At 63.2% G+C, this 20726-nt stretch carries 19 protein-coding genes and 1 other RNA gene; 1 reads left to right on the top strand and 19 read right to left on the bottom strand.

The genetic code is table 11. From position 1 onward, the window contains the following. Positions 1-13: 13 nt before the first annotated feature. The 15 genes from ftsA to mraZ all read right to left on the bottom strand — a co-directional run bounded on the left by ftsA (position 14) and on the right by mraZ (position 17198). Positions 14-1321, bottom strand: coding sequence for a cell division protein FtsA (ftsA, locus tag RQ479_RS02115; RefSeq protein WP_023676759.1), 1308 nt, complete (start codon positions 1319-1321; stop codon positions 14-16). Then, complete coding sequence (locus RQ479_RS02110; RefSeq protein WP_376703946.1) at positions 1318-2259, bottom strand: cell division protein FtsQ/DivIB; 942 nt, start codon at positions 2257-2259, stop codon at positions 1318-1320. Before RQ479_RS02110 ends, ftsA begins: the two co-directional genes overlap by 4 nt. Then, a complete protein-coding gene (locus RQ479_RS02105) occupies positions 2247-3173 on the bottom strand; it encodes a D-alanine--D-alanine ligase (protein WP_292664390.1) in 927 nt (308 codons plus the stop codon). The genes RQ479_RS02110 and RQ479_RS02105 overlap by 13 nt, the downstream gene beginning before the upstream one ends. 314 nt (positions 3174-3487) lie before the next feature. Then, positions 3488-4453, bottom strand: a complete 966-nt coding sequence (gene murB, locus RQ479_RS02100; protein ID WP_376703945.1) for a UDP-N-acetylmuramate dehydrogenase — start codon at positions 4451-4453, stop codon at positions 3488-3490. Then, entirely contained in the window at positions 4450-5856 is a 1407-nt protein-coding gene (gene murC, locus RQ479_RS02095) for a UDP-N-acetylmuramate--L-alanine ligase (RefSeq protein WP_292664387.1), read from the bottom strand. The genes murB and murC overlap by 4 nt, the downstream gene beginning before the upstream one ends. Continuing rightward, positions 5853-6980 carry an undecaprenyldiphospho-muramoylpentapeptide beta-N-acetylglucosaminyltransferase gene (gene murG / locus RQ479_RS02090; RefSeq protein ID WP_352465145.1) on the bottom strand — a complete coding sequence of 376 codons (1128 nt, stop codon included), beginning with the start codon at positions 6978-6980 and terminating at the stop codon, positions 5853-5855. The genes murC and murG overlap by 4 nt, the downstream gene beginning before the upstream one ends. Position 6981: 1 nt before the next feature. Further along, positions 6982-8133 (bottom strand): putative lipid II flippase FtsW, encoded by a 1152-nt coding sequence (gene ftsW, locus RQ479_RS02085; RefSeq protein WP_352465146.1) that lies wholly within the window; start codon positions 8131-8133, stop codon positions 6982-6984. Beyond that, positions 8133-9533 (bottom strand): UDP-N-acetylmuramoyl-L-alanine--D-glutamate ligase, encoded by a 1401-nt coding sequence (murD, locus tag RQ479_RS02080; RefSeq protein ID WP_376703944.1) that lies wholly within the window; start codon positions 9531-9533, stop codon positions 8133-8135. The genes ftsW and murD overlap by 1 nt, the downstream gene beginning before the upstream one ends. Before the next feature lie 8 nt (positions 9534-9541). After that, the gene (gene mraY, locus RQ479_RS02075) at positions 9542-10624 is read right to left on the bottom strand and encodes a phospho-N-acetylmuramoyl-pentapeptide-transferase (protein WP_023676767.1); all 1083 of its coding nucleotides are present in this window, start codon (positions 10622-10624) and stop codon (positions 9542-9544) included. A 24-nt stretch (positions 10625-10648) separates the two neighbouring features. Next, on the bottom strand, positions 10649-12082 hold the full coding sequence (locus tag RQ479_RS02070) for a UDP-N-acetylmuramoylalanyl-D-glutamyl-2,6-diaminopimelate--D-alanyl-D-alanine ligase (RefSeq protein WP_376703943.1): 1434 nt from the start codon (positions 12080-12082) through the stop codon (positions 10649-10651). After that, a complete protein-coding gene (locus RQ479_RS02065) occupies positions 12079-13533 on the bottom strand; it encodes a UDP-N-acetylmuramoyl-L-alanyl-D-glutamate--2,6-diaminopimelate ligase (protein WP_376703942.1) in 1455 nt (484 codons plus the stop codon). The genes RQ479_RS02070 and RQ479_RS02065 overlap by 4 nt, the downstream gene beginning before the upstream one ends. Positions 13534-13587: 54 nt before the next feature. Further along, entirely contained in the window at positions 13588-15333 is a 1746-nt protein-coding gene (locus RQ479_RS02060) for a penicillin-binding protein 2 (RefSeq protein WP_352465151.1), read from the bottom strand. Beyond that, on the bottom strand, positions 15330-15707 hold the full coding sequence (locus RQ479_RS02055) for a hypothetical protein (RefSeq protein ID WP_352465152.1): 378 nt from the start codon (positions 15705-15707) through the stop codon (positions 15330-15332). Before RQ479_RS02055 ends, RQ479_RS02060 begins: the two co-directional genes overlap by 4 nt. A 4-nt stretch (positions 15708-15711) precedes the next feature. After that, positions 15712-16743: a 16S rRNA (cytosine(1402)-N(4))-methyltransferase RsmH gene (gene rsmH / locus RQ479_RS02050; RefSeq protein WP_376703941.1), complete on the bottom strand. Its 1032-nt coding sequence runs from the start codon at positions 16741-16743 to the stop codon at positions 15712-15714. Continuing rightward, entirely contained in the window at positions 16740-17198 is a 459-nt protein-coding gene (gene mraZ / locus RQ479_RS02045) for a division/cell wall cluster transcriptional repressor MraZ (RefSeq protein WP_254818997.1), read from the bottom strand. The genes rsmH and mraZ overlap by 4 nt, the downstream gene beginning before the upstream one ends. A gap of 405 nt (positions 17199-17603) precedes the next feature. Between mraZ and RQ479_RS02040 the strand changes: the two genes are divergently transcribed. Then, on the top strand, positions 17604-18719 hold the full coding sequence (locus tag RQ479_RS02040) for a cystathionine gamma-lyase (protein WP_376703940.1): 1116 nt from the start codon (positions 17604-17606) through the stop codon (positions 18717-18719). Positions 18720-18727: 8 nt separating this feature from the next. On the opposite strand, the gene RQ479_RS02035 is transcribed toward RQ479_RS02040, so the two are convergent. The 4 genes from RQ479_RS02035 to RQ479_RS02020 form a co-directional block, all read right to left on the bottom strand. Beyond that, positions 18728-19030: a type II toxin-antitoxin system RelE/ParE family toxin gene (locus RQ479_RS02035; protein ID WP_376703939.1), complete on the bottom strand. Its 303-nt coding sequence runs from the start codon at positions 19028-19030 to the stop codon at positions 18728-18730. Then, entirely contained in the window at positions 19027-19302 is a 276-nt protein-coding gene (locus RQ479_RS02030; protein WP_352465156.1) for a type II toxin-antitoxin system ParD family antitoxin, read from the bottom strand. The genes RQ479_RS02035 and RQ479_RS02030 overlap by 4 nt, the downstream gene beginning before the upstream one ends. Before the next feature lie 151 nt (positions 19303-19453). Further along, positions 19454-19852, bottom strand: an RNA gene (rnpB, locus tag RQ479_RS02025) — RNase P RNA component class A. Positions 19853-19911: 59 nt separating this feature from the next. After that, positions 19912-20661 carry a transglycosylase SLT domain-containing protein gene (locus RQ479_RS02020; protein WP_352465158.1) on the bottom strand — a complete coding sequence of 250 codons (750 nt, stop codon included), beginning with the start codon at positions 20659-20661 and terminating at the stop codon, positions 19912-19914. Positions 20662-20726 lie beyond the last annotated feature (65 nt).

Raw genomic sequence — 20726 nt, 5'->3', positions numbered from 1 at the left:
TGCCCCCGTCAAATTAAAAACTGTCTCTCAACCACTGACTCATTCGATGCAGTTTTCCGCCTGTTCCGGTCATCCGAAGACCGGAAATTCCCTTCGCCGGACGGCTCTCGAAGCTCGCCATCTGCGGGTAGATCAGAAGCCCGACGGGCGTCGAAAAAGCCGGTCCCTTGGCCGCCTCGGGCAGGCCTGCCACGCCAAGCGGGCGGCCAATGCGCACATTGCGGCCGAGAATGCGGCGTGCTGCTTCGGGCAGGCCGGCAAGCTGGCTGGCGCCGCCGGTCAGCACCACACGCTTGCCGACCGCGTTGCCGTAGCCGGATTTGTTCAGCCGGTCGCGCAGCAATTCCAGCGTCTCGTCGATGCGGGCGCGGATGATGCGCGTCATCACCGAGCGCGGGATCTGCAACGGCACCTCGCCGTCCTCGCCGATCGGATGGATGGAAACCAGATCGCGATCATCGGCGCTGCCGGGCAGCGCCGAGCCGTGCATCACTTTCAGCCTTTCGGCGGCATCGAGCGAGGTCGACAGGCCTTTGGCCATATCCAGCGTGACGTGGTTACCGCCGATCGCGATGGCGTCGCCATGGACGAACTTGCCTTCCGAAAATACCGAGATCGTCGTCGTGCCGCCGCCCATGTCAATGCAGGCCGCGCCCATTTCGAGCTCGTCGTCGACCAGCGCGGCAAGCCCGCTGGCATAAGGCGTCGCCACCATGCGCTCGACCGACAGATGCGAGCGGTTGATGCAGAGCTCCAGATTGCGCAAGGGCGCCGCGTCGCCTGTCAGCACATGCATGTCGACGCCAAGCTGGTCGCCAACCATGCCACGCGGATCGCGCACACCGCGCTCGGCATCCAGCGAAAAGGCAACGGGAAGCGAATGGATCACCTCGCGCTCAGCCCGCAGCGCCTGCTTGGCACCGGCGGCAAGCACGCGCTTGATGTCGGCCTCGTCGGCCTCATGGCCGCCGAGATTGATGGTGGCCGAAAAAGCCTCGCTCTTCAGCCGGCCGGCAGTCATGTTGACGATCAGCGAATCGACCGTCAGTCCCGCCATGCGTTCGGCGGCGTCGACGGCAAGACGGATGGCGTGCTCGGCACGGTCGAGATCGATGACGACGCCCGATTTCACGCCTTGCGATTTCTGGTGGCCGATGCCGATCACCTGGACGCGATGCGAGCGTCCGCGCAGCAGCTTGCCATCATCGCGCGGCTTGAGTTTGGCCACCACGCAGCAGACCTTGCTGGAGCCGACATCCAGCACCGTCAGGATGCCGGACCGGCGCGACGAGGCATCGCTATTGCCGCCAAGCCAGCTCATATCTTCGTCTCCGGCTTGCGCTTCAGCATCTTGGGTTTTTCGTCGAGCGCGGCTTGGCGCTGTGTCGCCGCTTCCGGCGTCAACTGGACGACCAGACGATCGGAAAGGCGCATGTCGACGGCGGCGATGTCGCGCGTCAAAAGCCCGTTCTCGTGGTCCATCCTGACCAGGTCGGCAATCGCCTGATCCTCACCGTCTTCGGGAAGCTTGATCGTGATGCCGTTTTCAAGCTTGAGATCCCAGCGCCGTTCGCCGATGCGGATATAGCCCTTGATCCGCGCGGCAAGCTCCGGATAATTCTTGATCTTGGCGAGGAAATCCGGCGCTTTGGCCGGTGCGCCGGTGCCGATGATCAGCGGCAGCAATATCTGCTTGCCGCCGGAGAACGGCGCAATGACGGTGCCGGATTTCTCGATGACCGAAAGCGCGCTGCCTTGCTGCCACAGCGCGAACGGCTCGCGCTCCTCGACGCGCACTTCCAGCGTATGCGGGTAGACCTTGCGCACTGCCGCGGCTTCGACCCAGGGCAGCGTGGTGATGCGTTCGCGCGCGGCTTCGGCATCGAAGCCGATCAGCGAGGTCCAGCCGTCGAGTTCCAGCCTGTCGAGAATATCGATCTCGGACGTTTCGCGGTTGCCGACGACCTTGACCTGGTCGACGGCAAAGCCGGTGCGGGCGGTGACACTCTGGACGATGGCGTCGGAATATCCGCCGAGATAGGCGCCATAGGCACTGGTCGAAACAAGCAGTGCCGCCGACAGCATGGCAGCGCAATAGGGCGGCGCTTCGAAGTCGCCTTCGCCGAGGCGCGCCAGCACGCGCACCGGCCGGCGGAGCAGGCGCGGCAGCACGAAATGGTCGAACGACAACGGCATGCCGAACAGCGCCGGCCCGGCCGCGCCCTTCCCCTTGCCCTGTCCCCACTTCAACGCAGACACGAAGCGTCCTCCACCATCCAACTCAACAAATCGCCGAACGAGTGTCCCGCTTGCGCGGCGATTTCCGGCACCAAAGACGTCGGCGTCATGCCCGGCTGGGTGTTGACCTCGAGCCAGACAATTTCGCCGTTTTCGGAGTGACGATCATCATAACGGAAGTCCGACCGGGAAACGCCCCGACAGCCGATTGCTTGGTGAGCCTTGAGCGTCAGTGTCTGTATTTTTTGGTAAATATTCGGTGAAAGTTTTGCCGGGCATTCGTGTTTTGATCCTCCCGCGACGTATTTTGAATCATAGTCGTAGAAGGAATGGCCGGTCGGGATGATCTCGCAGACACCGAGCGCCACATCGCCCATCACCGCGCAGGTCAATTCCCGCCCGTGCACATAACGCTCGACCATGACCGTATCGCCGTATCTCCACTCGGACGAGCCGATGATCTGCGGCGGATGCGACTGGCCTTCATGCACGATGACGACACCGAAGCTCGACCCTTCGTTGACCGGCTTGACGACATAGGGCGGCTTCATCGGGTGCTTGTTCTGGATGGCGAAGCGATTGGCCACCTTCGATTCCGCCACCGGAATGCCGGCCGCCTTGGCGACCTTCTTGGCCTGCTCCTTGTTCATCGCGAGCGCCGAGGCAAGCACGCCGGAATGAGTGTACGGAATGGCGAGGTACTCGAGGATACCCTGGATGGTGCCGTCCTCGCCGAAAGGGCCGTGCAGCGCATTGAAGACGACGTCAGGCTTGAGCGCGCTGAGCACCGAGCCGATGTCGCGCGAGACGTCGACGCGGGTGACCTGGTAGCCCTCTCCCTCGAGCGCATCGGCGCAGGCTTTACCCGACGACAGGGACACGGGCCGCTCGGACGAGAATCCCCCCAGAAGGACGGCCACATGCTTGCTTGTCATTCCCCGTCATTTCCTCTCACAGCAGGCCTGCACCATCGTGCATGCCCCGAAAAGCATCGCGCGCACTCAAATGCGCCCGAGCAACTTCGCTCCCGTGTTTCCGCAACATTGAGTCCGAGTCTCCCGGCAGGTTGCCCCCCAGACGGAAACGCGAGTAACGCGTCGAAACGACTCAAATCAGGAAACGCTTCAGGGCAGAGAATCAGAGAGTTGATTCGCTGGCAAGTGCTTACGATTCCGATGGATTCACTTTCCGCAAAAACGGCAGCAAAATGTGAATTCATGAGTCCGAAAGGCAACGGCGGTCGGCTTGCCTAAAGCAACTGCCCGAGAAATTCCTGGACGGCATGGCCCGGCCGAAAATTACCGATGCGCTTGATCTCCCACTGCAACCGGATGCCCGATCTTTCGAGCACACGCGCACGCACCGTCTCGCCGAGATATTCAAGCTCGTAGCCGGTGGCCGTTCCGGTGTTGATCATGAAGTTGCAATGCATCGGCGACATCTGCGCCCCGCCGACCATCAGGCCGCGGCAGCCGGCCTTGTCGATTTCCTTCCAGGCCGAGGTGCCTTCGGGATTCTTGAAGGTCGAGCCACCGGTCTTTTCGCGGATCGGCTGCACGGTCTCGCGATGGTTCTGGACAGCATCCATCGCGGCTTTGATCGCCGCCTTGTCCTCGGGAATGCCTTCGAACAGCGCCGATGTGAAAATCAGCCCGGACGGCGCCGCTGAATGGCGATAGGCATAGCCCATGTCGGCATTGCTCAGCGTATGAACATTGCCCTTGCGATCGAGCGCCCGCACCTCGACCACACGCTCGCGCGTCTCGACGCCATTGGCGCCGGCGTTCATCCTCAGCGCTCCGCCAATGGCGCCGGGAATGCCGTGGTAGAAATGAAAGCCACCGATGCCGGCCTCATAGGCGACGGCCGCAAGGCGCTTGTCGGGTGTCGCGGCGCCCGCCTTGATCGTGGTCGGCGCAATCACTTCGGTCTCGCCAAAGCCTTTGGCCGAAAGCCGGATGACGAAGCCCGCAATGCCGCCGTCACGGACAAGCAGGTTCGAGCCGACGCCGACGATGGTCAGCGGAATTTCCTCCGGCACCGCCTTCAGGAATGCGGCAAGATCGTCCTCGTCGGCCGGCTGGAACAATGCGTCCGCGAGCCCGCCGGCTCGAAACCAGGTGATCTTGTCCATTTCGGCATTGGGCGTGATGCGGCCGCGCAGTCCGGCAAGCCGGTCGCCAAGTTTGTCGATCAACGCCTGGCCGCGCATCATGAGATGGTCCCGCCGAGTTCCTTGGGCAGCGCATAGGCCCATTGGGTGATGTTGCCGGCACCGAGGAAGACGACGAAATCGCCCGGCTTCGCCACCTCGCGCACGATCGGCGCAATCGCCGCCGGACCTTCGATGTAGCGTGCGTCGCGATGGCCGCCGGAGCGGATGCGCGACACCAGTGCGTCGGACGTAACGCCGTCGATCGGTTCCTCGCCGGCCGCATAGACGGGCGCCACCATTACCGTATCGGCGTCGTTGAAGCAGACGGAAAACTCGTCGAACAGATCGCGCAGCCGGGTGAAGCGATGCGGTTGGGTAACGGCGATGATGCGGCCCTTGGTAGCGCTGCGCGCAGCCTTCAGTACCGCCGTGATCTCGACCGGATGATGACCGTAATCGTCGAACACATCGACACCGTTCCACGAACCGGTATGGGTGAAGCGCCGCTTGACGCCCGCGAAGGACGACAGACCCTTCTTGATTGCCTCAGCCGAAAGGCCGAGCTCATGCGCGACGGCAATCGCCGCCGTCGCATTGGAGACATTGTGGCGCCCGGGCATGGGCAGCCGCAGACCTGATATCGTTATCTGGCCGTGCGTCTTGCGGTCGCGGATCACCACGTCGAATTCCGAGGTCGGGCCGTCCATGCGGTGATTAGTGAAGCGCACGTCGGCCTGCGCATTTTCGCCATAGGTGATGACGCGCCGGTCCTCGATGCGGCCGACCAGCGCCTGCACTTCGGGATGGTCGGTGCACATCACGCCAAAGCCGTAGAACGGCACATTCTCGACGAACTGGCGAAACGCCTCGCGCACTTTGTCGAAGGAGCCGTAATGGTCGAGATGCTCGGGGTCGATATTGGTGACGACGGCAATCTCGGCCGGCAGCTTGAGGAAAGTGCCGTCGCTCTCGTCGGCCTCGACCACCATCCATTCGCCGTCGCCCATGCGGGCATTGGTGCCATAGGCATTGATGATGCCGCCATTGATCACCGTCGGGTCGAGCCCGCCGGCATCGAGTAGCGTCGCCACCATCGAGGTCGTCGTCGTCTTGCCATGCGTGCCGCCGATCGCCACCGCTTGGCGGAACCGCATCAGTTCGGCCAGCATCTCGGCGCGCCGCACGATCGGCAGCAACTTCTCTCTCGCCGCCTTCAGCTCCGGGTTGGATTTCTTGATTGCGGTGGAGACGACGACCACTTCGGCCTCGCCAAGGTTTTCGGCCTGGTGGCCGACGAAGCATTCGATGCCCTTGTCGCGCAGCCGCTGCACATTGGCGCTGTCGGCCTGATCGGATCCCTGCACCTTGTAGCCGAGATTGTGCAGCACCTCGGCGATGCCGCTCATGCCGATGCCGCCAATGCCGATGAAATGCACGAGGCCGATCGTCTGTGGCATCTTCATGCGTGCGTCTCCTTCCTGAATTCCGAAACGGATTTCCTGGACGCAATAGCCTCTGTCAGATCGGCGAGCAACCGCGCTGCGTCCGGTTTACCGGACGATTTCGCCGCCGCAGCCATCGTCGCCGCCCTGCCTGGATCATCCATCAGCCCGCCGACAAGCGCAGCGATCCGCTCCGCCGAAAGCGTGGATTGCGGATGCACCTCGGCGCCACCCGCTGCGGCAAGGGCGGCCGCATTCGCCGCCTGGTCGTGGTCGAGCGCGTGCGGATAAGGCACCAGCAGCGCCGGCCTGCCGATCACCGCGATTTCCGATACGGTCGACGCGCCGGAGCGCGACATCACCAGATGCGCCGCCGCGAGCCGCGCCGCCATGTCGGTGAAGAAGGGCGACACCTCGGCCTCGATGCCAAGCGCAGCATAGGCGGCTTTCACCCGCGTCACATCGTCGGCGCGAGCCTGCTGCGTGATCGCCAGTCGCCTACGCTGTGCATCGGAAAACCGGGCGATCGCCGCCGGCACCGCATCGGAAAAGAACTGCGCGCCCTGGCTGCCGCCAAACACCAGAAACTGGAACGGCTCTTCGTCGGCCGATGCAGCATAGGGTGTATTTGCCGCTTCCAATACTTGCGGCCTGACCGGATTGCCGGTGGTCACCGTCTTGGCGCCAGTGGCACTGATGTCTTCCGGCAGGAACCCGCCGGCAACGGCGTCGACGCGGCCGGCGAGCGCCCGGTTGGCGCGGCCCATCACCGCATTCTGCTCGTGGATCAGCGTCGGCACCTTGCGCCGGGTCGCCGCGTAAAGCGGCGGCAGTGTCGGATAGCCGCCGAAGCCGACCACGATGGCGGGCTTGATGCTGGCGATGACGGCCGATGCCTGCCTAACCCCGCGCCAGATTTTCCAAAACGCGGCGAGCATGGCAAAAGGATTCTTCGAGCCCATCGTCGCCGACTGGATCGGATGGATGGCGGCCGCCGGGAACTGCCCGGCAAAGCGCTCGGCACGGTCGTCCGTCGCCAGATGCACCGTCCAGCCGCGCCTGGTCAGTTCATGTGCCAGCGCCTCGGCCGGGAACAGATGTCCACCCGTTCCGCCTGCCGCCAGAAGGATAACCCCCTTCGCCATCTCACTCCGCCGGCATCGCACGCGGCGACGGCATGAACCCCAGCTGCTTGCGCTTTTCCGGGCGCTTGCGCGTCAGCGCCAGCACCATGCCCATCGAGATGGCGATCGCGATCTGCGAAGAGCCGCCGTAGGAGATGAACGGCAGCGTCATGCCCTTGGCCGGCATCAGCTGCAGATTGACGGCCATGTTGATGACCGACTGCAGGCCGAAGACCGTGACCAGGCCGCCAACCGCGTACCGCGTGAAATCGTCCTGCTCCTTGAGTGCCGTATTGAGACCGCGCAGCACGATGAAGCCGAAGATGGACATGATGAAGAAACACATGATCAGCCCGAATTCCTCGCCGGCGACGGAGAAGACGAAGTCGGCATGGCTGTCGGGGATGACCCGCTTGACGGTACCCTCGCCCGGCCCGACCCCGAACCAGCCGCCATTGATCAGCGCCTCGCGGCCCATGTCGACCTGGAACGTGTCGCCCTCACCGGTCATGAAGCGGTCGATGCGGCCGGCAACGTGCGGGAACACCGCATAGGCGGCGAACACGCCGCCGACGCCTGCAGCACCCAGCGCGACGATCCACAGCCACGGCAACCCGGCCATGAAGAACATCACCCCCCAGGTGCCGAGCACCAGCATGGTTTGCCCCAGGTCAGGCTGCGCCACCAGCAGCGAGATGACCAGCGCAAGCAGCAACATGGCGAACAGATTGCCCGGAATGTCGGGCTGGCGCTTGTGCTCGGCAAACAGCCAGGCGCAGATGATGACGAAGGCCGGTTTCAGGAACTCGGACGGCTGGATCGACAGGCCTGCAAGCGACACCCAGCGCCGCGCGCCCTTCACCTCGACGCCGATATAGAGCACCGCCACCATCAGAAACAGCGTGATGCACAACATAACAAGCGCCATGCGCCGGATCTGCCTGGATTCAAGAAAGGAGACGGCCAGCATCACGCCAAGAGCGGGGATGGTGAAGATGATCTGGCGTGTGGCGAAGTGGAAACTGTCGAGCCCGATGCGCTCGGCCACTGCCGGGCTTGCTGCGAAGGACAAAACGATGCCGAGCCCCATCAGCGACAGGAATGCCGCCAGGAACCAGCGATCGATCGTCCACCACCAGGTCGCAACCGGGCTTTTGTCGAGACGGCTTTGCATTATCGTGTCCCTCCGATGGGCATCACGCCATCAATGGCGGTTACGGCTTGCCTGAACGCCTCGCCGCGCACTTCGAAATTCTTGAACTGGTCGAAACTGGCGCAGGCCGGCGACAGCAGCACCACTGCCTCGCCGCTACTATCCCTGGCCGCATCGCGGGCGGCGTGTTCGACTGCCGCGGCCAACGTGCCTGAGATCTCGTAAGGCACCGGCTCGCCCAGCGTCGCCGAAAAGGCCGGTGCAGCTTCGCCGATCAGATAGGCCTTGGCGATGCGCGGGAAGAAGCCGCGCAACGGCTCGATGCCGCCCTCTTTCGGCAGGCCGCCGGCAATCCAGTAGATACGCGCAAAGCTCGACAGCGCCGGTGCAGCGGCATCGGCATTGGTCGCCTTGGAATCGTTGACGAACAGCACATGCCCTTTGCGGCCGACCTGCTCCATGCGGTGCGCCAGCCCCGGGAAACTCTCCAGTCCGGATTGGATCTCGCCGAGCTCGAGCCCGACCTTGAGGCAGGCAGCCGCGGCGGCCAGCGCATTCTGCGCATTGTGCTGGCCGCGCAACGAGCCGATGCCTTCGAGGAAGGCGACCCGGCTGTAGCGGCCGTGCACGGCTTCCATCAGGTTGGTGCCGTCGGCGAAATAACCGTCGGTCAGCGGCAGGCGCTTGGAGATCCGAATGACCTGACGGCCCGCTCGCTCCAGCCGATCGGCGATCTGGGCGCACCAGGAATCGTCGACACCGATGATTGCCGTCTCGCTGCCGGCCACCAGCCGCTCCTTGATCGAGGCGTAGTGCTGCATCGTGCCGTGGCGGTCGAGATGGTCCGGCGTCAGATTGAGCAGCACACCGGCCGTCGGATTGATCGAGGGGGCAAGATCGATCTGGTAGGAAGAGCACTCAACCACATAGTGCCGCTCAGGCTGCGGCGGATCCAGCGTCATCACCGCGCGGCCGATATTGCCGCCCATCTGCGTGTCGCGCCCAGCCGATTTGAGGATGTGCGCCGTCAGTGCCGTGGTCGTCGACTTGCCGTTGGTGCCCGTAATGGCAATGAAAGGTGCTGCCGGTGCCAGCAGCATCCGCTCGCGGCAGAAAAGCTCGATGTCGCCGATGATCTCGACGCCTGAGCCCCGCGCCAGCTCGACGGTCCAGTGCGGCTTGGGATGCGTCAGCGGCACGCCGGGCGACAACACGAAGGCCGAGAACCTCGCCCAGTCCGCGCCGCGCAGATCCGCTGTCGTGATGCCGAGCGCACCGGCCTTGGCGACGCTGTCGGGATTGTCGTCCCAGGCCAGCACATCCGCGCCGCCCTCGATCAGCGCGCGCGCCGTAGCGATCCCCGAGCCGCCGAGCCCGAAGAGCGAAACGCGCTTGCCTGAAAAGGATGCTGCGGGGATCAAGCGGCCTCCTATCTCAGCTTCAGGGTCGACAGGCCGACCAGCGCCAGGATGACCGCGATGATCCAGAAGCGGATCACCACCTGGCTTTCGGTCCAGCCGAGCTTTTCGAAATGATGGTGGATCGGCGCCATCAGGAAGACGCGCTTGCCGGTCATCTTAAAGTAGCCGACCTGGATGATGACCGAGAATATCTCGACGACGAACAGGCCGCCGACGATGACCAGCACGATCTCGTGCTTGGTCGCCACCGCGACCGTGCCGATCAGCCCACCCAGCGCCAGCGAGCCGGTGTCGCCCATGAAGATCGCCGCCGGCGGCGCATTGAACCAGAGGAAGCCAAGCCCGGCGCCGATCACCGCTCCAAGGACCACCGCAAGTTCGCCGGTGCCGGGTACGAAATGAATCTGCAGATATTCGGCGAACACTGCATTGCCGGAGAGATAGGCTATGACGCCGAAGGATGCGGCGGCGATCATGATCGGCACGATCGCCAGCCCGTCGAGGCCGTCGGTCAGGTTCACCGCATTGCCGGCGCCGACGATGACGAAGCACGAGAACGGGATGAAGAACCAGCCGAGATTGACGAGAAACTCCTTGGCGAAAGGGAATGTCAACGATGACGAGAAGGGCGCCTGGCCGTTGTGCATGATCACCCAGGCGGCGATGCCTGCGATGACGAATTCGAGCCCCAGCCGCGCCTTGCCGGAAAAGCCGAGATGCGATTGCTTCGTCACCTTGAGGTAGTCGTCGTAAAAGCCGATCGAGCCGAACCCCAGCGTCACCAGCAGCACCACCCAGACGTAGATGCTCGACAGGTTCGCCCACAGCAGCGAGGAACCGACGATGCCGGACAGGATCATCAGTCCGCCCATGGTCGGCGTTCCCGCCTTCTTGAAATGCGTCTGCGGCCCGTCGGCGCGGATCGGCTGGCCCTTGCCTTGCCGCAGCCTCAGCGAATTGATGATGGTCGGTCCGAAGATGAACACGATCAGCGCCGCTGTGATCAGCGCTCCGCCGGTGCGGAATGTTATGTAGCGGAAGACGTTGAAGACCGAGATCTTGTCCGCAAATTCGACGAGCAGTGTTAGCATGCGCTTGCGTCCCCCGGACCGATCCTAGGTCTGTCTGCTGGTTGTGGCTTCCGCCGGAAACTTGCCGAGCAACGCCTCGACCAGCTTTGAAAAGCCTATGCCCTTCGACGATTTGATCATGACCACGTCGCCGGGCTTCAATTCCGATAGAAGAACCGGTTTCAGATCTTCCGCGCCGGCGCGGTATTCCGTCTTGATCTCGCCGGGCAAAACGTCGGCCAGCGCCCGCATTTCCGGACCGCCGAGAAAGACCGTGCGCGTGTCGGTGCCGACGATCAGGTCGGCAAGCGCGGCATGCAATTTCGCCGAATGGCTGCCGAGCTCGAGCATATCACCGAGCACGGCAATGCGCCTGCCCTCGCCCGACACCGGCGTTGTGTTGAGCAGCGCCATTGCAGCGCTCATCGACGCCGGATTGGCGTTGTAGCTCTCGTCGATCAGCGTGATCGGCCCCTTTGGGTGACGCAACACATAGCGCTTGCCGCGTCCGCGTTCGGGCGAAAGATCGGCCAGCGCCTGCGCCACCCTGGTGACGTCGGCGCCGACCAGATGCGCGGCACCAAGCACTGCCAGCACATTCTGCACCATATGGCGACCCGGCGCGCCGATCCTGGCGACTATCTCGTGCCCGCCAATCTTGGCGGTGATGACCGAGTGATCGGCATTGAGCTCGCATTTGATCAGTTTGAAGGTCGCCCGGGCATTCTCGCCGAACCCGTAGACATGCTCGACGCCGGCCTCTTTGGCCATCTTCTCCAGCAGCTTCCAGCGCGCATCGTCGCGGTTGAGAAGGGCGGCGCCACCGGGCTCCAGTCCCTCGAAAACCTCTGCCTTGGCCTTGGCGATCTCGTCCAGGTTGCGGAAGAAGCCGAGGTGAGCGGCCGCGATCAACGTAACGATGGCGACATGCGGCCGGACCATCTTGACCAGCGGCCGGATCTCGTCGGGATGGTTCATGCCGATCTCGAAGACGGCATAGTCGCAATCCTGCGGCATGCGCGCCAGCGTCAGTGGCACACCCCAGTGATTGTTGAACGACTGGGCCGATGCATGCACGGTACCGACCGCGGAGAGAGCGTGGCGCAGTGCTTCCTTGGTGGTGGTTTTGCCCGCCGATCCGGTCACGGCAATCACCCTCGCCTTTGAGCGTGCGCGCGCCGCAACGCCGAGCTTTTCCAGCGCGACAAGCACGTCCTCCACGACGATCATCGGTGCCGTCAGCCGCCCCAGCGACGGCAGCTTGCCCTCGGCGACGACCAGCACGCCGGCGCCCGCCTTGATGGCGGCGGTGACGAAATCATGGCCGTCCATGGCCTCGCCCTTGATGGCGAAGAAAGCGTCTCCCGGCTGCAGGCTGCGGCTGTCGATGGAAATGCCGGCGATGCCTTCAGGCATCGGACCGAGCGGCCTGCCATCCATGGCGGCAACCAGCGCCTCGGAGGTCCACAGATAGCTCACGCCGCTTGCTCCCGCAGCGCCAAGCGAACTTCCTCATGATCGGAAAAATGCAGCGTCTCGGTGCCGATGGTCTGGCCTTCCTCATGGCCCTTGCCGGCCACGATCAGCGTGTCGCCAGCGTGAAGCATCCCGACCGCCTCGTGGATGGCCTTGCGCCGGTCGCCGATCTCGATGGCGCCAGGTGCGGCCGCGAGAATCGCGGCGCGGATCGTCTCGGGGACTTCCGAGCGGGGATTGTCGTCGGTGACGATGACGACGTCGGCCAGTCTTGTGGCGATCTCGCCCATGATCGGCCGCTTGCCCCGGTCGCGATCACCGCCGCAACCGAATACGACGATGACGCGGCCGGTGGTAAAGGGGCGCACCGAAGCCAGCACGTTTTCCAGCGCATCCGGCTTGTGCGCGTAGTCGACATAGACCGGCGCGCCATTGGCAGCCGTCCCAACGAGGTCGAGCCGCCCCGGTGCACCCTTCAATTTCTCCAGCGCCATCAATGCCTTGGCAACAGATGTTCCAGTCGAAATGGCGAGGCCCGCTGACACCAGCGCATTGGCGATCTGGAAGTCGCCGGCCAGCGGCAAGTCGACTTCATGGAGAACGCCGTCAACTTCGACCTCGGCGCGTTGGCGGTGGCGCTCGTGCTCGACCCGCTTCAGCCGCAGGAAATCGCCGTGGCGGCCGACCGTCAGCACGTTCAGTCCCGCTGCCCGCGCCGCCTTGATCGTCGGCTCCGACCACGGGTCATCGGCAAAGATGATGGCCGGCGCGCCCTTCGGCAGCAGCGCGTCGAACAGACGCAATTTGGCGCGATGATAGTCCTCGACCGTCGGATGATAGTCCATATGGTCGCGGCCGAGATTGGTGAAGCCGCCGGCCGCAAGCTTGACGCCGTCGAGCCGGCGCTGGTCGAGGCCATGGCTGGACGCTTCCATCGAGGCGTGGGTGACGCCGGCCTCCGCCAACTCCTTGAGCAGCCTGTGCAGCGCCACCGGATCCGGCGTGGTCAGCGAGCCATATTCGTTGCGGCCCGGCGCAACCACACCGGTCGTGCCGATCGAAGCGGCGACCAAACCCGCCTGCTCCCATATCTGCCGGGTGAATGCGGCGACGGAGGTCTTGCCGCTGGTGCCGGTCACCGCGACCATGGTTTGCGGTTGCTTGCCGAAAAAACGGGCAGCACTCAGCGCCAGCGCAAGGCGCGGATCGTCTACGACAAGAACCGGAACTGGCAGCCCGGCGACCGCACTGCCCTTGCCGACCACGATCGCTGCAGCGCCGCGGCTCGCGGCATCGGCTGCATAGGCTGCGCCATCCGCCTTGGAGCCGGTGAGCGCGAAAAAGACGACACCCCGTGTCACCTGGCGGGAATCCGACGAAATCCCTGTAACCTCCATGTCGAAGGAAGCTGTCCCCTCGACAGGCAGGATACCGGTTAGATTTTTCAGCTTCATCGAACCCCGTTCATCGCAACAAAATAGCGCGCAGTTACCGGCGCGCCCCAAGAATCACTGATAGGAAACCAGCGTTGCACCATTTTCATGGCTGAAATCTGGCTTCACGCCAAGCATGGAAGCCGCACGTCGGATGATGTTTGCAGCCATGATGCCCGCGTTCGAGGCGGCCGTAGCACCCATGCCGGGCTTTTCCGGCTTCGGTTCGTCGGCGATCGTAAGCACTATGTATTGCGGATCGTCCATCGGGAAAGCCGCAACGAAGGCGTTGAAATTCTTTTCCTTCGAGTAGCGGCCGTTGACGACCTTCTCCGCCGTTCCCGTCTTGCCGCCCACCCGGTATCCTGGCACCCGTGCATTGCGGCCGGATCCCTTTTCGGCATTGAGTGCATAGAGATAGCGCATGCCCTCGACGGTCTTGTCGCTGACCACTTTCTTGGCCACCGCCATCGCCTGCTCCTGCGTGCGCGGCAGGAATGTCGGGTCCATCAGATAGCCGCCATTCATCAGCGCGGCGCAGCCGACCGCTGTCTGCAGCGGCGTCGTCGACACACCGTGGCCGAAGGCGATAGTGATCGAATTGACCTGCTTCCAGACCTTGGGCTCGGTCGGCCGGGCGACTTCCGGCAGTTCGGTCTGCATCTTCTCGAGGATTCCCAGGCGATGCAGGAATTCGCGGTGTCCGTCGATGCCAACCGCTTCGGCTTCCTTGGCAGAGCCAATGTTGGAGGAATAGATGAACACTTCCGGCACCGATAGGACCCGGCCCTTGCCGTGGAAATCATGGATGGTCTGATGGCCGATCCTGATCGGGCGCGACGCATCGAAGCGGCTTTGCAGCGTTATCTTGCCGGAATCGAGCGCCATGGCGGTGGTGAAGCTCTTGAAGGTCGACCCCATTTCATAGAGGCCAGCCGACATACGGTTGAGCCGGTCCTTGTCCTGCGCGTTATAGGGATTGTTCGGATCGAAATCCGGAACCGAGGCCATCGCCAGCACCTCACCGGTCTTGACGTTGAGCACGACGGCGCCCGCCGCGATCGCATGGTACTTTTCCATGCCGGTGGCGACCTCGTCACGCAGGATATGCTGGACGCGCAGGTCGATCGAGAGCTGCACCGGCTTCAAATCCTTGGCCACCGCCAGACCCGACGCCTGAAGATCGCTCAAGCCCTGTTCGTCGATGTATTTCTCCATGCCGGAGATGCCCTGATTGTCGATGTTGGTCAGGCCGACAATGTAGGACGAGGTTTCGCCGGCCGGATAGAACCGGCGCTTTTCGGTGCGGAAGCCGAATCCGGGGATGCCGAGCTGCATGATGTCGGCCTGCTGCTTCGGCGTCAGTTGCCGCTGCAGCCAGACGAAGCCGGCGCCGCTCTTCAGCTTGTTATATGTCTGCTCGTAGTCGATCTCGGGAAGCACCGTCGACAGCTTTTCGATCGCCTCGTCGGCATCGACGATGCGGCGCGGCTCAGCAAACAGCGACGCGGTCTTGATGTCGGTCGCCAGCACTTCGCCGTTACGGTCGACGATGTCGGGTCGCGATGCCGTCACCCGGCTCTGCGGGCCGCCCGACAGGTCGGGATTCTGGAAACCAAGATAGACCAGCCGCCCGGCAATGGTCGAATAGATGCCGAAGAACACCGCCATCGTCATGACGATGCGGGTCCTGCCCTTGCCACCGGTCGCCTTGCGGGCGCCTTCGACCACGATCGATCCGCCCGCACCGGGCTTCGAACCGCGCTGCAGCAGCCTCCCAACCTTTGGAAATCTGGCGGCGATTGGAAATCCGGTGATCATTGGACGATGCCTCCGGTCAGCACGGGGTCCTTGCCGCCGACATCGGCCATGCCGCCCAGCCGCTGGGATGAAAGGTCCTCGATGTTGACGGGTTTCGCCGGCAGATCGTCCAGCCCGACGATCTGCCGCGCGTTGACCGGCTCGAGTCCGAGTTGCGATTTGTAGATTTCGGTGAGCTTCTGCAGGCGCGACGGCTGGGTAAGCAGGCTCCAGTCCGCCTTGAGCAGGTCGATCGTGTCCTCTTCATAGCGGATCTGCGCCTGGATCTTGTGCACTGCCGCCAGTTGCTCCTCGGCCTCGCGCTTGGTCTTGTAGGTCAGGGCAGCCGCCGAAACCATGACGGCGATCAGGACTATGTCGCTGGTACGAAACACGTGCTCACCTCTCTCCCGGTCGATCGGCGCCGGGAAGCTTTGGGCCAGGCAGTTTTGGCAGGCCGAAAATCGAAAAATCGCCGGCACGCGCCGGCGCCTCTGTACGGATCGCGGCGCGCAGCCTTGCCGAGCGCGCCCGCGGATTTGCCGATATCTCGGCATCGCCAGGCGTCACGCCGCCGCCCTTCTTGGTGAAGGTGGCGGTGCGCGCCTGCGCCTCGGGCAGATGCCGCGATCCGGTCGCTGAATCGGCTCTGTCGGCGATGAAGCGCTTGACGATGCGGTCCTCGAGCGAATGGAAGGTCACCACGGCAAGCCGGCCGCCCGGTTTCAGTACGCGCTCGGCGGCAAACAGTGCCTTGGCCAGTTCGCCGAGTTCGTCATTGACGAAGATGCGCAGCGCCTGGAAAATGCGGGTGGCCGGATGGATCTTGTCTTTTGGCGCGCGACCGATATGCGTTTCGATGGCATCGGCAAGGTCGAGCGTGCGCTCGAACGGGCGTTTTTCGCGACGGCTCTCGATCATGCGGGCGATGCGCCCGGCATGGCGTTCCTCGCCGAGAAAACCGAAGATGCGGGCAAGATCGCCCACCTTGAAGGTATTGACGACGTCGGCGGCGCTCAGGCCCGCCTGCGCCATGCGCATGTCGAGCGGTCCATCGGCCCGGAACGAAAAGCCGCGCTCCGGCTGGTCGATCTGCATGGAGGAGATGCCGATGTCGAGCACGACGCCATCGGCACTTTCAACCTGCTCGTCGAGCGTGGAGAACGGTGCCTGGATAAGCCTGAGCTTGCCGCCGGACTGCTGTTCAAGGGCCCGCCCCGCCGCGATCGCATCCGGATCGCGGTCGATGGCGACGACCGAGGCTCCGCTTGCCAGAATGGCCTTGGTGTAGCCGCCGGCACCGAATGTGCCGTCGACGATCACCTCGCCTTTTGTCGGCGCCAGCGCCTCCAGAACTTCGGCAAGGAGGACCGGAATGTGACGGGCTGGTCCGCCAACGGCATGAACTTCATCGCCGTCGCCCGCCATCATTCCGGCCGCTCCCCGGGCTTCGTGCCCTGCCGAAGCTGCAAAAGCCGGGCGCGTGCTTCCGTCCCATAGGCGCTGAGCCGTCCCGGCTCCCAGATCTGAAAGAAATTGCCGCGGCCAACGAAGGCCACCTCTGCTGAAATGCCGGTATGCTCGCGAATGAAATCGCTCATCGTGATACGGCCGTCCTGGTCGAGCTTCAGAAACGTTCCATCGCCATGGCAGAAGAACGACATGTCGTCCGCCGTCTGCAGGAACGGGTCTTCCTGGGCGATGCGCTGCTCGTAGCGATCGAGCAGGTCGAGCCCACCGACATCCATCGCCGGGCGATCCAGGCAGCGTAGCGCATAAAGTTCCGAATAGCCGCGTTTCTGCACAACGGCACGGAAATGCGCCGGCACGGATACCCGTCCCTTCGCATCGATCCTGTTCACCGCGTTCGACAGAAACCGGTCCATTACGCGTTACGGCCGCTTGCGCCGCCGCACCCCTCTGCATCTTCCTGTCCGCGCCGCCCCGGCCCGGTCGCCGTCCAAAACCCACTTCGTTATGACGGGTGAACGCAGGCAAACGCGCAGCCGCCGCGGCTGCCCGATTGGCGTACGCTTCACCCTGACACGGAACGAAGGCTTGAGTATCGGAATGGGATATCATGGGGTGTTATGGGCGTCAACGGGAACAGTCTTCAAAACGCGCCTGCCACGACTGGGGAGAGCAGCTTTGACGGCACTCCTGTCTTTATCCTCTATTAAGCCTAACGAAGCGTTTAGAGCCGTGTGGTCCAACCGGAGCCGGCTTGCTGCGGATCGCTGCCGCGCATAGCCTCGGCATCTCCTTTTCGGTCAGTAACGAGGTTTGAAATCATGTCCGAAACAGCCAAGTCGCGCGCCGCGGCACTTCCCCATCTTCGTCGCGGCAGGCTTGCCAAGGGCGACCCGATCCCCTTGCCCCTGACCATGGCCGCCATTTTCCACGCGCCGGGTGACGCCACCGGCTTCGATCAATATGGCCGCTTCAGCAATCCGACCTGGGATGCGGTCGAGCACATGCTGGCGCATTTGGAAGACGCCCCATGCGTTGCCTTTCCCTCGGGGATGGCTGCCATCTCGGCGGTATTTTTCGGCCTGCTCAAAGCCGGCGACCGTATCCTGCTGCCGTCCGACGGTTATCATACGACGCGAGCGCTGGCAGACCGTTTCTTGAAGTCCTTCGGCATCGCTTGTGATGTCCGGCCAACATCGAGCTTCCTCGACGGCGGCTTTGACGGGTATCGGCTTGCGTTCGTCGAAACGCCCGCCAACCCAGGACTGGACATATGCGACATCGCAGCCGTCGCCGAAGCCGTGCACAAAGCGGGCGCGGTGCTTGTGGTCGACAACACGACGATGACGCCTTTCGGCCAGCGCCCGCTCGATCTCGGCGCCGATATCGTCATTGCCGCCGACACCAAGGCACCAAACGGCCATTCCGATGTGCTGTTCGGCCATGTCGCCAGCCGCGACGCGGACATTATCTCGAGGGTGACCGACTGGCGCGAGACGTCGGGCGCTATCCCCGGGCCGTTCGAGGCATGGCTGGTGCATCGCGGCCTCGAAACGCTGGAGGTTCGTTTCGACCGCATGTGCGCTTCCGCCGAAATGATAGCGCGACGGCTGAAAAACCATCGCGCGATCAGCGGCTTGCGCTTTCCGGGACTGGAGAGCGACCCATCGCACAATCTTGCCCGCGCCCAGATGGAGCGCTTCGGATTTCTCATTTCGTTCGTGCTCGCCTCTGAGGACAAGGCGGAGGATTTCATCAACAACTGCGCGTTGATGCAGGCAGCGACATCGTTCGGCGGCGTACATACCTCGGCCGAACGGCGATCAAAAAGGGGAGACGCCGTTCCGCCCGGCTTCGTTCGCCTGTCGGTCGGCTGCGAGCCGGTGGAAGAGCTTTGGCAGGCGATCGAGGCGTCGCTAGACGCAATCGGTGGCTGAATCTGCAATCACGAATTCAGATCGCCGGCGTCGATCTTGCGCCGGCCGTGCAGCACGCGAACGATTTCGATCGCCTCTTCGCGGACACGATACAAGGTGAGGTACTCGCCGATGATCAGGTGACGGAGACCGGGTGCGATGTCTTCGCGCGACGCACCTCGGAAGGAATAAGTGGCCACTTGCTGCCAGCGGGCTACGATCCGATCGAGCAACCGATCCGCTGCAGCCTCGCTGTCTTGCGCAACATAAAGCCAAATCGCGATCAAATCCTCTTCTGCATGTGCAGTTCGGATGATGGGCAGCAAATTCATGCCGCGCTGTCGGGTTTCAATCGTCTCCGCGCTTCGGCCTTTATTTCGTCGATCGACGCAAACCGCCCCGGCCCGCTGTCGATCCCCTCCTGCACCAGTCTGCGCAATTCCTCGAGGGTGTAGCCGAGCAGGTCGCGCCGATCCTTCCATTGCCGCAGCGCATCGCGGATCACCTCGCTTGCCGAGGCATATTCGCCGGCGGCGACCACGTCGTCGACCGCCGCCGCCAGTTCCGGCGACAGCGTGATGCTACGTTTATCGACCTGGCCCATGACGTGCTCCTCAGTACTGCCATCCAAATGGTACGATTTAATCGCACCATTTCAAGGAATGTCGCGCGGGATTGCCGGGGCGAAAAGTGAATCAGCGGCTGCGCCCGAAGACGCAACCTGCTGATATCAGGAGATTTCTTTTTTTCGGGAAACTGCCAGCTGGCCTGTAAGCCGGGTTCTGTATGGCCCTCGCCCCTTACGGGGCGAGAACGTGGCGGCCATTCATCTTGGGCGCATGTTGCCATACGCCTCACGCAACCTACCCGGACGGTGAGCCGGAAACAGCCCTCGAGGGTTTCCCCTCGCACCGCCCCTATTCGGTCTTGCTCCCGGTGGGGTTTACCGTGCCGCTCCTGTTGCCAGTCGCGCGGTGGGCTCTTACCCCACCCTTTCACCCTTGCCACGATTGGATCGTGGCGGTTTGCTTTCTGTGGCACTTTCCCTGGGGTCGCCCCCGCCGGCCATTAACCGGCACCGTGTCTCCATGGAGCCCGGACTTTCCTCACCCGCAGCCTTTCGGCTTCGCGGGTGCGGCCGCCCGGCCAGCTGGCAAGGCGTATAAAGGGGTTCAGGCCCGAAAACGCAAACGAAAAAGCAAGTTATCGCTTGTCAGGCGGGCGCTCCAAGTGCTGCCAGCTGCACCTTGACCTTGCCGCAATAGGCTGCGGACACCGGGTTCATCCGTGTGGCGGCGTGGCCGGCATTGTATTTCAGGATCGTGCCGCAGGTCGTGCCGCCGCCGAGATCCCGCGCCATGGCAAGGTACTTCATGCCGTATTTGATGTTGGTATCGGGATCGTAGAGACCCTGAACAGAACCGCTATAGCCCATCATCCTTGCCGTCGCTGGCTTGATCTGCATCAGGCCGATCTCGCCGGCGCTGCCGACCTGGTTCGGCTGGTAGTTGCTCTCGATCTTGATGACGGCATTGGCGAGCGACACCGGCACGCCATAGCTGGCGGCATAACGCGCAATGATCGCCGAATACTGTCCGCTGCCGCCGACAACCGCCGCCTGGGGCGCTGGCCTGCTCTTCGGAGCGACTGACGCCGTTGCCATGTGGTCGATGCGTTTGCGGTTGCGCTTCACATGCTGTTTGGAGATTGTCTTTCTCGCAGCAGTTGGCTTTTTTGCGGAGGCTGGCTTTTCCGTCTTTACCGCGGCCGCTTTTTCCACTTTTGCGGTGGCGGTCTTCTCTACTTTCGTACCACGGGTTGCTTTCGGCATGGCGGTTTTGCCGGCTGCGGCACTGAAGCCCTGATCGGCCCGTTGGCTCAGCGGTGCGCTGTTCGCTGCACTGAAGGCAAAAGTCATTACGCCGGCAGCAATGGCTGCCGTTAAAACGGTCAATTTCTGCATGTGATCCTGTTCTGTTTGATCTGCACAAAGAACTTCGCGCAGATACCTCAATCAACATCGGAACA

This window comes from Mesorhizobium sp. ISC25, from assembly GCF_042295465.1.
GTDB lineage: Bacteria > Pseudomonadota > Alphaproteobacteria > Rhizobiales > Rhizobiaceae > Mesorhizobium.
This window is presented reverse-complemented; position numbering and strand designations above follow the sequence as displayed.